We start from the raw sequence: 13,242 nt of genomic DNA on the forward strand, positions 1-13,242 counted from the left end.
AGCGGGGGCCGCTTCGCAGCCCAGCGGGAGCAAGCTCCCTCGCCACAATTTTTGTGTTGATCGCCGTTACGGCAGCACCAGGTACACCGCGCTCACCACCAGCAACAACGCCATGACACGATTGAACAGGCGTGGCCTGCCTGAATCCGTGGCGAGGGAGCTTGCTCCCGCTCGACGGCGAAGCCGTCGCAAAACCGGGATGCATGACTTATCTGAAGCAAAGCGGGAGCAAGCTCCCTCGCCACAATTTCTGTGTTGATCGCCGTTACGGCAGCAACAGGTACACCGCGCTCACCACCAGCAGCAACGCCATGACGCGATTGAACAGGCGCATACCGGACGGGTTGTTCAGAAAGCCGCGCAGAAATGTCCCGGCATACGCCCAGCAACCGACCGACGCATAGCAGATCACCAGATAAATCGCGGCGAATTGCCAAACCAGGCGTGCCTCGCCATCGGCGACAAACGCGCCCATGCCGGCCACGCAGGCCAGCCAGGCTTTCGGGTTGAGCCATTGCATGATGGCGCCATACAGCATTGACGGCGCCCGGCCCGATTCACTGGCTTGCACGTGCCCATTGTCGGCCGCCAGCTTGAAGGCCATGTACAGCAGAAAGGCCACGCCCGCCCATTGCACCACTTGCGTCAGCGCCGGCCACCGTTGCAACAACTCATGCAGGCCCAGCCCCATCAGCACCAACAGCAAGACAAACCCCAGCGTGGCCCCGGCCACGTGACGCTGGCTGGCCCTGAAGCCGAACCGCGCGCCGGAGCTCAACGCCACAATGTTGACCGGCCCCGGCGTGATGGAGGCGACCAGCGCAAACGCCGCCATGGACATCATCAGATTCATTGCACACCTTCTTCCATCGAGTTGAACAAGGCCCTCAAGGTAAAGAGCCGACCGGCTCGCGTATTGAAGAAAACTGCCCTGTCCTGCATCGCTATGAGTAATAGCCAACGACGCTTTTCACTTTGGTCAGGGCAATGCGCAACGAATCCATGTCCACGGAGCCCAACGCCAGGCGTATCGCGTGCGGTACATGGGCCGAAATCGCAAAGGGCTCGGCCGGCGACACCGACACCTGCTCGCGCATCAGCGCCATGGCGATCTGGTCGGCCCGAGCGTCTTCCGCCAAGGGTAGCCAGATGAAGTAGGAATTCGGGTGACTGATGGTCCTGAGCCCCGCCAGCACCTCGCGGGCCAGGGCTTGCCTGGCCCGGGCATCTGCCCTTTTTTGCTCTTCCAGCTGGCTGACGGTGCCGTCGTCGAGCCAGGCCGTGGCGATGGCGGTCATCACGCCGGGGGTGTTCCAGGTGGTCGCCATGACGGTGCGCTCGAAAGCGGCGATCCAATGCACGGGTGCAGCAATGAAGCCGACGCGCAACCCGGTGGCGACATTCTTCGACAGGCCGGACACGTACACCGTTCTCTCAGGCGCCAGCTCAGCCAGCGGTGGCGGTACGTTTTCGGCCAGGAATGCATAGGCGGCGTCCTCGATGATCGTCAGGTCATGCTGACGCGCTATCGCCACCAACTGCTCACGCTGATCGGCGTCCATCACCCAGCCCAAGGGGTTGTGCAAGGTCGGCATCGAGTACACGGCCCGCACTGAGCGGCTGCGGCAGAGTTTTTCCAGGGCAGGCAGATCAGGCCCGGTATCCGTGACCGGAATGGCCAAGACTTCCAGATGCAGGGTTTCGGCCAGCGTCTTGAAACCGGGATAGGTCAGCGCATCAGCGGCGATCACATCGCCGGGCTTGAGCAGCGTCATCATCGCCACCGCCAGGCCATGCTGGGCGCCGCTGACGATCAACACTTGTTCGGCCGCCACGCTCAGCCCGCGCTCGAGCAGATGACGCGCAACCGAGGCCCGCTCGTGCAGGCGCCCGGCGTGGGGCTGGTAACGCAGGAGGGATTCCAGATCACCGGACAGCGCCAGTTGACGCAAGGCATTGCGCAACAGGTCGGCCTGACCGGGCAATGACGGATAGTTGAAGTTCAGGTCAAGCATCCCCGCCGCCACCACGTGCTGCGAGATGCCCTGCCCCGGCGGCAGCGAAGTCTCCCTGACAAAGGTCCCGCGTCCGGTTTCGCCGCTGACCAGACCCATGCCCTCCAGCTCGGCATACACCCGGCTGGCGGTGACCAGTGCCAAACCGTGCTCAGTGGCCAGTTGACGGTGAGTCGGCAGCCGCGTGCCAGGCGACAAACGCCCGGAACGGATGTCGGCGGCAAAGGCATCCACCAGCGTTTTGTAGCGGGATCGAGGCATGTCGAGATGTATCCATGACAATTTTTTGATTGTATCGATAGTCGCTCATACGATGAGTTTCGTGCAACCAAACAATGAGCGTGAGCCAAATGGAACGGACTTCGAACCTGCAACACCGGACACTGGAAAACAGCACCAGCGGCTGGATCAACGGCCTGATCGGCGTGGTGATTTTCAGCGGTTCGCTGCCGGCGACACGGGTGGCGGTGCTGGAGTTCGATCCGGTGTTCCTGACGGTCGCGCGCGCGACCATCGCTGCGGTCCTGGCGCTGTGCCTGTTGGGGTTATTCAAGGAAAAACGTCCGGCGCGCCAGCAACTGATACCGCTGATCATCGTGGCCATGGGCGTGGTCATCGGGTTCCCCCTGTTGACCGCGCTGGCGCTGCAATACGTGACGTCCGCGCACTCCATCGTCTTCGTTGGCCTGTTGCCCTTGGCGACTGCGGTGTTTGGTGTACTGCGCGGCGGCGAGCGGCCACGGGCGGCGTTCTGGATATTCTCGGTACTGGGCAGTCTGCTGGTGGTCGGCTTTGCCCTGTCCCAAGGGCTGAGCGCATCACCCCAAGGCGACATGCTGATGCTGCTGGCCATCCTCGCCTGCGGCCTGGGTTATGCCGAAGGCGCGAAGCTGTCTCGCACGCTCGGTGGCTGGCAGGTGATTTCCTGGGCGCTGGTGCTGTCGCTACCGGTCGTGGCGGTGCTCAGCTGGATGCGCATGCCGGATTCGTTCACCGGCATCAGCACGCCAGCGTGGTTCAGTCTGGCTTACGTCTCGCTGTTCAGCATGCTGATCGGTTTCGTGTTCTGGTATCGCGGGCTGGCCCAAGGGGGCATCGCCGCCGTTGGGCAATTGCAGCTGCTCCAGCCGTTTTTCGGGCTGACCCTGGCCGCCACCCTGCTGCATGAGCACGTCAGCCTTGGCATGTTGGGTGTCACCGCTGCCGTGATCCTTTGCGTCGCCGGGGCGAAAAAATTTGCCAAATAGCCCCGTGTACGGTGGTTTACGCCCATGACTGTATGGGTCTGGCCAACGGTGGGCCGTGATAAAAATAGCGCTCTTGCTACAGGAGCCCACCATGGACCTCGCCACCCTCACCCTGTTTCTGCCGGCCTGCTTCGCCCTCAACATGGCACCCGGCCCCAACAACCTGCTGTCGGTCAGCAATTCGACCCGCTATGGCTACCGCACCGCGTGCGTGGCCGGCATCGGCCGGCTGCTGGCGTTCGCCGGGATGATTGCCCTCGCTTCGGCAGGGTTGGCGGTGGTGTTGCAAACCTCTGAGTTGCTGTTCTACGCCATCAAGATCCTCGGCGCGGCCTACCTGTTCTACCTCGCCTGGCAATTGTGGCGCGCCGATCCAGGCGTCGAAAACCTGGTTACCACAGCCCCCGTGGGCACGCTGGCACTGGCCCGGCAGGAATTCCTGGTGGCGGCCGGCAACCCCAAGGCGATTCTGATTTTCACCGCGTTCCTGCCGCAATTCGTCGACTCGACCCACGCCATTGCGCCGCAGTTCGTGGTGTTGGGGGCGTTGTTTTTGGTGCTGGAGTGGATTGCCATCGGCGCCTATGCCTACATGGGTCTGCACATGCGTCGTTGGTTCGCCAGGCCGTCGGGCAAGCGGATATTCAATCGCTGCTGCGCCGGGTTGCTGTCGGCTGCGGCCTCGGTACTTCTGATGGCCAGACGCGCCTGAAGGATTAGCATTTACCTAATGTGGGAGCGGGCTTGCTCGCGAAGGCGGAGTGTCAGTTGAAATTGATATACCTGACCTGACGCCTTCGCGAGCAAGCCCGCTCCCACAATGGTTCGTGCCAGCCATCAGATCGTGGCCAGTTCCCGCAACCGGGCAGCATCGAGGATTTCGATTTCGCCGTAACTCAGTCCGATAATCCCCTGCCCCTGCAACTCCTTGAGAATCTGGTTGGTGGTCTGGCGCGACAGCGACAACATTGCAGCAAGCTGCTCCTGGGGCAATTGCAGGATGCGGCGCGGCGGGGCGGTCTCGCCATAGCCTTCGGCGATCATCAACAAGCGGTGCGCCAGCCTTGCCGGGGCCGGCAACAGGCTCAGTTGTTCGAGATTGATGAAGGTCATGCGCAATTTCTGGCTCATCAGCAACGCCAATTGCCGCCAGTGCTGCGGATGCTCGTCGAGCAGCGCCAGCAAGGTGTTCTGGGGAATGTGCAGCAGCGTGCACTGGCCGACGCCGTAGGCATCGTGGGTGCGCGGCTGGCCGTCGAACAGGCAGATTTCGCCGAACCAGTGCGGTGGCTCTACCAGGCTCAGCAACGCTTCCTTGCCCTGCTCGCTCACGGCACCGACGCGCACCGCGCCTTCAAGTACCGCGTACAGGCCACAGGGCGGATCGCCGCGTTTGAACAGCCGTTGGCCCGGCAACAAGCGCCGCACCCTGGCCACCGACAGCAGACTATCCTGTAGGGAAACAGGCAAATGACTGAACCACTGACCGCTCATCAGGCGTGGACGCCAGACCTGCATATCCATGAAAACTCCTAGAGATTGTCGCCTGGCTGACAGAGCGGGAAGTGGCCCCGGGGCATGATCAATCACCCCACAGGAGAACAACAATGAAAAGCCTCGTCGACCACCTCAGTCAATATGCCGCCTACCACCGTGACCCGCGCAACATCGCCTCGCACTTTATCGGCATTCCACTGATCGTGGTGGCCGTCGCGGTGTTGTTGTCCCGGCCGCAGTGGTCGCTGGGCGGCCTGTGGATGTCACCGGCGGTGCTCGTTTCGTTGGCATCGGCGTGGTTTTACCTGCGCCTGGAATTGCGCTTGGGTGTGTTGATGACCGTGTTGCTCGGGCTTTGCGTCTGGGCAGGTCATGCGCTGGCGCAGCAAAGCACGCTGGTCTGGCTGAGCAGCGGCGTGGGGATGTTCGTGATCGGTTGGGCGATCCAGTTTGTCGGCCATCACTACGAAGGGCGCAAACCGGCATTTGTCGATGACGTGACCGGCTTGATTGTCGGGCCGTTGTTTGTGGTGGCTGAGTTGGCGTTCATGCTGGGGATGCGGCATGACCTCAAAGAGCAGATCGAGGCGCGGGCGGGTGGGGTGCGGATCAATCCGAAGCGTGCAGCTGTCTAGATCGCATTCGCGAGCAAGCCCGCTCCCACAGGGGTTCTATGTACACCATAGATCCAATGTGGGAGCGGGCTTGCTCGCGAAGCTTTTGATTTTAAATATTCGCGACCTTCTGCCAGACCTTCGGCTTGAAGAACAGCGTCTCACCCTTCGCCAACCCGATCAGGCTGTCGTGATCCTTGACCACTTCGGCCTCGATCAAATCGCTCTGCCCTTCGACCTTCAGCGTCACCCGAGTCGTCGCACCCAGCGGTCGAATGTCCCGCACTTCAGCCGCGTGGTGGTCTTGCAGTTCATGCCGGGACAACGACACCTCGTGCGGACGGAACAGCACGTGATTGTCTTCGCCCAAATGCAAACGGTTCGAATCACCGAGGAAGTGATAGACGAAATCGCTGGCCGGATTTTCGTAGACGTCACCCGGTGAGCCGATCTGCTCGATCACACCCTTGTTCATCACCACGATCCGATCGGCGACTTCCATCGCTTCTTCCTGGTCGTGGGTCACGAACACCGAGGTCAGGTTGATGTCTTCGTGCAGACGCGCCAACCAGCGGCGCAGCTCTTTGCGGACCTTGGCGTCGAGGGCGCCGAACGGTTCGTCGAGCAGCAGCACTTTCGGCTCCACCGCCAAAGCACGGGCCAAGGCAATGCGCTGACGCTGACCGCCGGAGAGTTGCTCCGGGTAGCGATCCGAGAGCCAGTCCAGTTGCACCATGTTCAACAGTTCATGAACCTTGGTGGCGATCTGGCTTTCGCTCGGGCGCTGGTTTTTCGGCTTCATGCGCAGGCCGAAAGCGACGTTGTCGAACACCGTCATGTGGCGAAACAAGGCGTAGTGCTGGAACACGAAGCCGACGTTGCGATCCCGCACGTCATGGCCGGAAACGTCTTCACCGTGGAACACGATGTTGCCCTGGTCCGGGGTTTCCAGGCCGGCGATGATCCGCAGCAACGTGGTCTTGCCGCAACCCGACGGACCGAGCAACGCGACGAGCTCGCCGCTCTGGATATCCAGGCTGATGTTGTCCAGCGCCTTGAACGCGTTGAAATTCTTGCTGACGTTACGCACTTCGATCGACATGAATTATTCCTCCGCGGCGCTGGCGCGCAGGCGGTTAATACGGTTTTCGCTCCACTGCTTGAGCAGCAGGATGAAGAGCGCCAGGATCAGCAACAGGCTCGCCACGGCGAACGCGGCTACGTGGTTGTATTCGTTGTAGAGGATCTCGACGTGCAGCGGCAGGGTGTTGGTCACCCCGCGAATGTGCCCGGAAACCACCGATACCGCACCGAACTCACCCATGGCCCGCGCGGTACACAGCACCACGCCGTAGATCAGGCCCCATTTGATGTTGGGGACCGTGACGTGCCAGAACATCTGCCAGCCGTTGGCCCCGAGCAAGCGCGCAGCCTCCTCTTCCTGAGTGCCTTGTTCCTGCATCAGCGGGATCAATTCCCGGGCCACGAACGGCACGGTGACGAAAATCGTCGCCAGCACGATACCCGGCAGGGCGAAGACGATCTGGATGTCGTGATCCTGCAGCCACGGCCCGAACAGGCCCTGGGCGCCGAACATCAGCACATACACCAGACCGGCAATCACCGGCGACACCGAGAACGGCAGGTCGATCAGCGTTACCAGCATGCTCTTGCCGCGGAACGAGTACTTGCTCACGCACCACGCGGCGCTGACACCGAACACCAGGTTCAACGGCACCGAAATCAGCACGGCGATTACCGTGAGCTTCAGCGCCGACAGAGCGTCCGGTTCAAAGATCGCGGTGAAGAACGCACCGAGGCCAAGCTTCAGGCCCTGGGACACCACGATGAACAGCGGCAGCAACAGGAACAGCGCAAAAATCAACCAGCCGAGGCCGATCAGGACTCGCCGCGAAGTCGCACTGCCACGCCGGGCAGCATTCGAGGAAGCGGCAGCAATAGACGATTGGGACATGTGTGCGCCTCCTTATGGGGTTTCGATGCGCCGCTGCAACAAGTTGATCAGCAGCAACAGGACGAAGGAAACCACCAGCATCAGCACACCAATGGAGGTAGCGCCGGTGTAATCGTATTGGTCGAGTTTGACCATGATCAGCAGTGGCAGGATCTCGGTTTTCATCGGCATGTTGCCGGCGATGAAAATCACCGAACCGTACTCGCCGACCCCGCGGGCAAAGGCCAAAGCGAAACCGGTGAGCCATGCCGGCAGCAGCGCCGGCAGCAGGATATGACGGAAAACCTGCAATGGTTTTGCCCCCAGGCACGCCGCCGCTTCTTCGACTTCACGAGGAATATCCGCCAGCACTGGCTGTACGGTACGTACTACGAATGGAAGTGTCACAAAAGTGAGGGCAAGGGTGATGCCCAGGGGGGTGTAGGCGATCTTGAAACCCATATCCGCTGCAAACTGACCAACCAGACCGGTAGGGGTGTACAACGCGGTTAGCGCAATACCCGCCACCGCCGTGGGCAATGCGAACGGCAGGTCGATCATGGCGTCGATGACTTTGCGTCCTGGGAAGGTATAGCGCACTAATACCCAGGCCAGCAGCGTGCCGATAATGCCGTTGATGATCGCGGCACACAGTGCGGTGCCGAAGCTGAGCTTCAACGCAGCCAGCACCCGTGGCGCCGAGATGATTGCCCAGAACTGATCCCAGGTGAGTTGAGCGGCATGCACGAACATCGCCGCCAGTGGTATGAGCACAATCAGGCTGAGGTACACCAAGGTGTAGCCCAGCGTCAGCCCGAAGCCGGGTATGACGGGGGAGATACGACGCGACATAAAAGTCCTTGGTTAAAAAGCGATCAGCTAAACCCACCCATGTGGGAGCGGGCTTGCTCGCGAAAACAGTGTGTCAGTCAACGTTAATGCCGCCTGATACACCGCCTTCGCGAGCAAGCCCGCTCCCACATGTTAAGCACCTTAGCTGATTAGCATTGGGGCTCGCGGTGGCTATTTAAGATTACTGCGCCTGGTAGATCTGATCGAATACACCCCCATCATTGAAGAATTTCGGCTGGGCGGTTTTCCAGCCGCCGAAGTCCTTGTCGATGCTCACCAGTTCCAGTTTCGGGAACTGCTGGGCGTACTTGGCGGCCACGTCCTTGTCACGCGGGCGATAGAAGTTTTTTGCCGCGATCTCCTGGCCGGCCGGGCTGTACAGGTGCTTGAGGTAGGCCTCGGCGATTTGCTCGTTGCCCTTTTTCTCGGCATTTTTGTCGACCACGGCCACCGGTGGCTCAGCGAGGATCGACAGCGAAGGCACGACGATGTCGAACTTGTCGGCGCCGCCCTCTTCTTTCAGGGCCAGGAAGGCTTCGTTTTCCCAGGCCAGCAACACGTCGCCCTGGCCGTTGTTGACGAAGGTAATGGTCGAGCCGCGAGCGCCGGTATCCAGCACTGGCACGTGCTTGAACAGGGTTTGCACGTATTCCTTGGCCTTGGCTTCGTCACCGCCATTGGCTTTCAGGCCATAGGCCCAGGCCGCGAGGAAGTTCCAGCGCGCACCGCCGGAGGTTTTCGGGTTCGGCGTGATCACCGAGACGTCATTCTTGACCAGGTCACCCCAGTCCTTGATGCCTTTAGGGTTGCCTTTGCGCACCAGGAACACGATGGTCGAGGTGTAAGGCGTGCTCGCGTCCGGCAGGCGCTTTTGCCAGTCGGCTGGCAGGGTTTTGCCAAGCTTGGCGATTTCGTCGATATCCCCGGCCAGAGCCAGGGTCACGACGTCTGCACGCAGGCCATCAATCACCGCCCGACCTTGCTTGCCCGAGCCGCCGTGGGATTGCTGGACCTTCACGGTGTCGCCCGCGTGGTCTTTCTGCCAGAACTTGATGAATTCGGCGTTGTAGTCCTGATAGAGCTCGCGGGTCGGGTCGTACGACACGTTGAGCAACTCGTAGTCCTTGGCAACTGCAGAACCGGCAAAAAGGGCGCTGGCCAGGGCGGCCAAAGCGAAATGACGAATCGACGACATGGTGAAAGCTCCTGGAATTCTTGGTTTGTTGGCTTTTTCTTATGGGATATCGGAAATCGCGGTGCCTGATTCGCCTCAGCCCGGCTTGTTGCCCGGCTGCTGCAAACGGAATTTTTCTTTACGCTCGATCTGCACCACCTGGGCGTTGTGCACGGTGATTTCCACGGCACCAAAACGCAGGTCGCGCAGGGCACTCTGGATTTCACGCAGGATGGTGGCTTCGTCTTGACCGTCGACGCTACGCAGGGATGCGCTCATATTGCTGCTCCTTCAACTGAGGGGTTGCCTGGCAGTGGCGGCACTGCTTGCGGCGTGAGAGCAATAGTAGAGAGGCACAGATATTCTTAAAAAGACTATTTAAGAATGTTTATATAACCATAAGACATTACTTGGAGGGACAAGGGCTTGAGGTGAATCGCCCTCTTTCAAGCACACCAAAAACCCTGTAGGAGCGGGCTTGCCCGCGATGGTGGCAGCGGGCACTGCGTTCATTCAGGCAGTCCTTGTCATCATTGACGTTCATCGCGAGCAAGCTCGCTCCTACACGATCACCGGCGCATGCAGCCAATCCAGCTGCACCGCCGGCACCGGCCGCCCAAACCAGTAGCCCTGCCCCAGATCGCAACCGTGTTCGAGGAGGAACGCCGCCTGCTCAGCCTGCTCGATCCCCTCGGCATGCACCTGCATGCCCATGCTCTGCGCCAGAGCAATGATCACCCGCGAAATCGCTGCATCGTCCTCATCCCACGGCAACCCGGCCACGAAGCCCTGGTCGATTTTCAGTTTCTGCACCGGCAGACGCTTGAGTCGCAGCAGCGATGAATAACCCGTACCGAAGTCGTCAATGGCCAGGCGCACCCCCAACTCGCGCAGACGATGCATCTGCTCCAGCGCGACTTCCGGGTCCTCCATCACCGCGCTTTCGGTCACTTCCAGCTCCAGAAAGGCCGGTTCCAGCCCGGTTTCGCGCAGTACCTGCGCCACCTGTCGATACAGCTCACGCCGGGCGAACAGCCGTGAAGATACGTTGACCGCAACAAACGACAGCGCCACCCCGTCCTGCTGCCACTGGCACATCTGCCGGCACGCCTGCGCCATGACCCAGGCATCGATTTCGGCGATCAGACCGGTTCGTTCGGCGACCGGAATGAACTCCGCCGGCGACACCAATCCCCGCTGCGGATGCTGCCACCGCACCAGCGCCTCGACACCGATCAGGCGACGGGTCTTGAGGTCATGAACCGGCTGGTAATAAACCCGCAGCTCTTGCCGGTCCAGGGCCCGCCGCAGTTCGAAGGCGATCTCGACCCGTTGCTGGGCGTGGGCCGTCAGCTCTTCGGTGTACAGGGCGTAACCATTGCGCCCCGTACTCTTGGCCTTGAACAGTGCCGAGTCGGCATTACGCAGCAGTTGCTCGACGCTCAAGGCATCGCTGGGGAACAGGCTGATGCCGATGCTGGTGTTGATGAACAGCGGGTGCCCATCGATGAGGAACGGCTCTTTGAGGCCATCGATAATCCGCTGGGCCAACGCAGCGGCCTGAACCAGTTGCGGACAGCTTTCGGCGAGTACCGCGAACTCATCCCCGCCCAAGCGCGCCAGGGTGATGCCCGGGCCGAACATGGCGCCCAGGCGCTCGGCCACAGCCTTGAGCAACTGATCGCCAATGGTATGCCCGAGGCTGTCGTTGATCATCTTGAAGTGGTCGAGATCGATCATCAGCAGTGCGCAACCACGCTTGTGAACCTGCGCCGAAGCCAGGGCCTGTTCGGCGCGGTCGGTGAACAACAGGCGGTTCGGCAGGTCGGTCAGCGGGTCGTGGTGCGCCAGGTGCATCAGCTCGTGTTCGGAGTTCTTGATCGCACTGATGTCGGAAAACACCGCCAGGAACTGGCTCGGCTGGCCATCGTCGTCGCGGATCAGGCGGATCGTCTGCCATTGCGGGTATATTTCGCCGCTTTTGCGCCGGTTCCAGATTTCCCCGCTCCACTCCCCGGCGCTTTCAAGCGCGGCAAACATCGCCTGATAGAAATCGGGTGGATGACGTCCGGACTTGAACATATTGGGCCGCTGTCCCTGCACGTCCTCACACCCATAGCCGGTGATTTCCATGAACGCCCGGTTCACATGGACGATCACGCCTTCCCGATCGGTAACCAGCACGCCTTCACGGGTGCAGTCGAACACCGCAGCCGCCTGGCGCAGGTGCTCGCGGTTGATATTGCGCTCGTGCAAAGTGGCGCCGATCCCCAGGCACCGCAGCAGCCGTGCCCGGGCAATGAAGATCAACCCGGCGCTGAACAGCCCCCAAACGTAACCGTTGATCAGTTGCCAGTGCAGTCGCTCGGTGGAGCTATCGAAGAAACTGTTCAATAGATAGCCACTGATCTGCAGCCAAACCACAGAAAGCAACAGATAGAGCAGCGCTGCGCGCAAGGCATCGCGATAGGTGGCAGACATCCGGCGATCCATGTCCCTACAAAAAGGTTGGAATAATAGTTTAAAGACACATCCAGCCACTCTTATCTGAAAGGGCGACTGGTTTTCTGTGTGGGCTTAGTGATAATGCAACGGCTGTTTTTTTCTTTATCGAGGGCCCTATAGCCTATGTGGTACGAAGGTTTTCTTGGCTTGTCGGCCTGGTCACTGGTGGCAGTCACCCTGCTGATGACCCACGTCACAATCATCGCCGTCACGGTCTATCTGCATCGTTACTCGGCCCATCGCTCCCTGGAGCTGAATGGGGGCCTCAAGCATTTCTTCCGCTTCTGGCTGTGGCTGACCACGGCGCAGAACACCCGCGAGTGGACCGCCATCCACCGCAAGCATCACGCTAAATGCGAGACCGTCGATGATCCGCACAGCCCGGTCATCAAGGGTTTGTCCACGGTGCTGCGCAAAGGCGCCGAGCTGTACCGCGCCGAAGCGGAAAACCCCGAGACCCTGCGCATCTACGGCAAGAACTGCCCCGAAGACTGGATCGAGCGCAACCTCTACAGCCGCTTCCCGCTGCTGGGCATCGCGATCATGGGCGTTATCGACCTGCTGCTGTTCGGCACCATCGGCATCACCATCTGGGCTATCCAGATGATGTGGATCCCGGTGTGGGCCGCCGGCGTGGTCAATGGCCTGGGCCATGCCATCGGCTACCGCAACTTCGAATGCCGCGATGCGGCGACCAACCTGGTGCCGTGGGGCATCCTGATTGGCGGCGAAGAACTGCATAACAACCATCACACCTACCCTAATTCGGCAAAACTGTCGGTGAAGAAGTGGGAATTCGACCTCGGCTGGGCGTGGATCAAAGTCTTCAGCTTCCTGCGCCTGGCCAAGGTTCAACGGGTCGCGCCAATTGCCCATCGTGTCGAAGGCAAGGGCAACCTGGACATGGACACCGCCATGGCGATCCTCAACAACCGCTTCCAGATCATGGCCCAGTACCGCAAATTGGTGATCGGCCCGCTGGTCAAGCAAGAACTGGAAAAGGTCGATCACTCGGTACGTCACCAGTTCCACCGGGCCAAACGCCTGCTTTCGCGGGAGACCAGCCTGCTGGATGACAAACACCACGTGCGCATCCAGAACATGCTCGAGCACAGTCAGGCGCTGAAGGTAATTTACGAGAAACGCCTGGCCCTGCAGCAGATCTGGGTCAAGACCAGCTCAAATGGTCACGACATGCTGGCGGCCATCAAGGATTGGGTACACGAAGCCGAAGCCAGCGGGATTCAATCCCTGCGCGACTTCGCCGACCAGTTGAAAACCTACTCCCTGCGCCCTGCCGCCGTCTGAAAAAACTGTGGGAGCGGGCTTGCTCGCGAAGGGGTCGTGTCAGTCGACATAAAAGGTGACTGACACGACCCCTTCG

The 13,242-nt window shown here is 60.6% G+C and carries 13 protein-coding genes; 4 read left to right on the plus strand and 9 right to left on the minus strand.

All coding sequences use genetic code 11. The features are described 5' to 3' along the window. Nucleotides 1-265: 265 nt before the first annotated feature. The gene (locus tag AC07XF_RS28075) at nucleotides 266-853 is read right to left on the minus strand and encodes a LysE family translocator (RefSeq protein WP_495029111.1); all 588 of its coding nucleotides are present in this window, start codon (nucleotides 851-853) and stop codon (nucleotides 266-268) included. Between the two features lie 91 nt (nucleotides 854-944). Continuing rightward, a complete protein-coding gene (locus AC07XF_RS28080; protein WP_495029112.1) occupies nucleotides 945-2,276 on the minus strand; it encodes an aminotransferase-like domain-containing protein in 1,332 nt (443 codons plus the stop codon). 89 nt (nucleotides 2,277-2,365) lie between these two features. Between AC07XF_RS28080 and AC07XF_RS28085 the strand changes: the two genes are divergently transcribed. Then, nucleotides 2,366-3,262 carry a DMT family transporter gene (locus AC07XF_RS28085; RefSeq protein WP_495029113.1) on the plus strand — a complete coding sequence of 299 codons (897 nt, stop codon included), beginning with the start codon at nucleotides 2,366-2,368 and terminating at the stop codon, nucleotides 3,260-3,262. A gap of 91 nt (nucleotides 3,263-3,353) precedes the next feature. Continuing rightward, nucleotides 3,354-3,974 carry a LysE family translocator gene (locus AC07XF_RS28090; protein ID WP_204928828.1) on the plus strand — a complete coding sequence of 207 codons (621 nt, stop codon included), beginning with the start codon at nucleotides 3,354-3,356 and terminating at the stop codon, nucleotides 3,972-3,974. A gap of 125 nt (nucleotides 3,975-4,099) precedes the next feature. On the opposite strand, the gene AC07XF_RS28095 is transcribed toward AC07XF_RS28090, so the two are convergent. After that, nucleotides 4,100-4,786, minus strand: a complete 687-nt coding sequence (locus AC07XF_RS28095; protein WP_495029114.1) for a Crp/Fnr family transcriptional regulator — start codon at nucleotides 4,784-4,786, stop codon at nucleotides 4,100-4,102. 83 nt (nucleotides 4,787-4,869) lie between these two features. On the opposite strand from AC07XF_RS28095, the gene AC07XF_RS28100 reads away from it, so the two are divergent. After that, nucleotides 4,870-5,394 (plus strand): Mpo1 family 2-hydroxy fatty acid dioxygenase, encoded by a 525-nt coding sequence (locus tag AC07XF_RS28100; protein WP_495029115.1) that lies wholly within the window; start codon nucleotides 4,870-4,872, stop codon nucleotides 5,392-5,394. A gap of 91 nt (nucleotides 5,395-5,485) precedes the next feature. Here AC07XF_RS28100 and AC07XF_RS28105 read toward each other — a convergent pair whose 3' ends face one another. The 6 genes from AC07XF_RS28105 to dibA form a co-directional block, all read right to left on the minus strand. Next, nucleotides 5,486-6,475, minus strand: a complete 990-nt coding sequence (locus tag AC07XF_RS28105; protein ID WP_495029116.1) for a sulfate/molybdate ABC transporter ATP-binding protein — start codon at nucleotides 6,473-6,475, stop codon at nucleotides 5,486-5,488. 3 nt (nucleotides 6,476-6,478) lie between these two features. Then, the gene (gene cysW / locus AC07XF_RS28110; RefSeq protein WP_008068643.1) at nucleotides 6,479-7,348 is read right to left on the minus strand and encodes a sulfate ABC transporter permease subunit CysW; all 870 of its coding nucleotides are present in this window, start codon (nucleotides 7,346-7,348) and stop codon (nucleotides 6,479-6,481) included. 12 nt (nucleotides 7,349-7,360) lie between these two features. Beyond that, a complete protein-coding gene (gene cysT / locus AC07XF_RS28115) occupies nucleotides 7,361-8,179 on the minus strand; it encodes a sulfate ABC transporter permease subunit CysT (RefSeq protein WP_495029117.1) in 819 nt (272 codons plus the stop codon). Nucleotides 8,180-8,360: 181 nt separating this feature from the next. Continuing rightward, nucleotides 8,361-9,374 carry a sulfate ABC transporter substrate-binding protein gene (locus tag AC07XF_RS28120; RefSeq protein WP_056726966.1) on the minus strand — a complete coding sequence of 338 codons (1,014 nt, stop codon included), beginning with the start codon at nucleotides 9,372-9,374 and terminating at the stop codon, nucleotides 8,361-8,363. A gap of 75 nt (nucleotides 9,375-9,449) precedes the next feature. Further along, complete coding sequence (oscA, locus tag AC07XF_RS28125; RefSeq protein ID WP_007975618.1) at nucleotides 9,450-9,632, minus strand: sulfur starvation response protein OscA; 183 nt, start codon at nucleotides 9,630-9,632, stop codon at nucleotides 9,450-9,452. A 282-nt stretch (nucleotides 9,633-9,914) separates the two neighbouring features. Then, nucleotides 9,915-11,834, minus strand: coding sequence for a phosphodiesterase DibA (gene dibA / locus AC07XF_RS28130; protein ID WP_495029118.1), 1,920 nt, complete (start codon nucleotides 11,832-11,834; stop codon nucleotides 9,915-9,917). Between the two features lie 147 nt (nucleotides 11,835-11,981). Here dibA and desA point away from each other — a divergent pair, with 147 nt between their 5' ends. Continuing rightward, a complete protein-coding gene (gene desA / locus AC07XF_RS28135; RefSeq protein ID WP_495029119.1) occupies nucleotides 11,982-13,166 on the plus strand; it encodes a delta-9 fatty acid desaturase DesA in 1,185 nt (394 codons plus the stop codon). The last annotated feature ends 76 nt before the right edge of the window (nucleotides 13,167-13,242 follow it).

This window comes from Pseudomonas sp. GW821-FHT01C01, assembly GCF_059422645.1.

Coding starts and splice junctions, on each gene's coding strand:
- AC07XF_RS28120 (WP_056726966.1), bottom strand. CDS start 9,374: ATGTCGTCGATTCGTCATTTCGCTTTGGCCGCCCTGGCCAGCGCCCTT.
- AC07XF_RS28100 (WP_495029115.1), top strand. CDS start 4,870: ATGAAAAGCCTCGTCGACCACCTCAGTCAATATGCCGCCTACCACCGT.
- AC07XF_RS28075 (WP_495029111.1), bottom strand. CDS start 853: ATGAATCTGATGATGTCCATGGCGGCGTTTGCGCTGGTCGCCTCCATC.
- AC07XF_RS28085 (WP_495029113.1), top strand. CDS start 2,366: ATGGAACGGACTTCGAACCTGCAACACCGGACACTGGAAAACAGCACC.
- cysT (WP_495029117.1), bottom strand. CDS start 8,179: ATGTCGCGTCGTATCTCCCCCGTCATACCCGGCTTCGGGCTGACGCTG.
- cysW (WP_008068643.1), bottom strand. CDS start 7,348: ATGTCCCAATCGTCTATTGCTGCCGCTTCCTCGAATGCTGCCCGGCGT.
- AC07XF_RS28105 (WP_495029116.1), bottom strand. CDS start 6,475: ATGTCGATCGAAGTGCGTAACGTCAGCAAGAATTTCAACGCGTTCAAG.
- AC07XF_RS28080 (WP_495029112.1), bottom strand. CDS start 2,276: ATGCCTCGATCCCGCTACAAAACGCTGGTGGATGCCTTTGCCGCCGAC.
- dibA (WP_495029118.1), bottom strand. CDS start 11,834: ATGTCTGCCACCTATCGCGATGCCTTGCGCGCAGCGCTGCTCTATCTG.
- desA (WP_495029119.1), top strand. CDS start 11,982: ATGTGGTACGAAGGTTTTCTTGGCTTGTCGGCCTGGTCACTGGTGGCA.
- AC07XF_RS28095 (WP_495029114.1), bottom strand. CDS start 4,786: ATGGATATGCAGGTCTGGCGTCCACGCCTGATGAGCGGTCAGTGGTTC.
- AC07XF_RS28090 (WP_204928828.1), top strand. CDS start 3,354: ATGGACCTCGCCACCCTCACCCTGTTTCTGCCGGCCTGCTTCGCCCTC.
- oscA (WP_007975618.1), bottom strand. CDS start 9,632: ATGAGCGCATCCCTGCGTAGCGTCGACGGTCAAGACGAAGCCACCATC.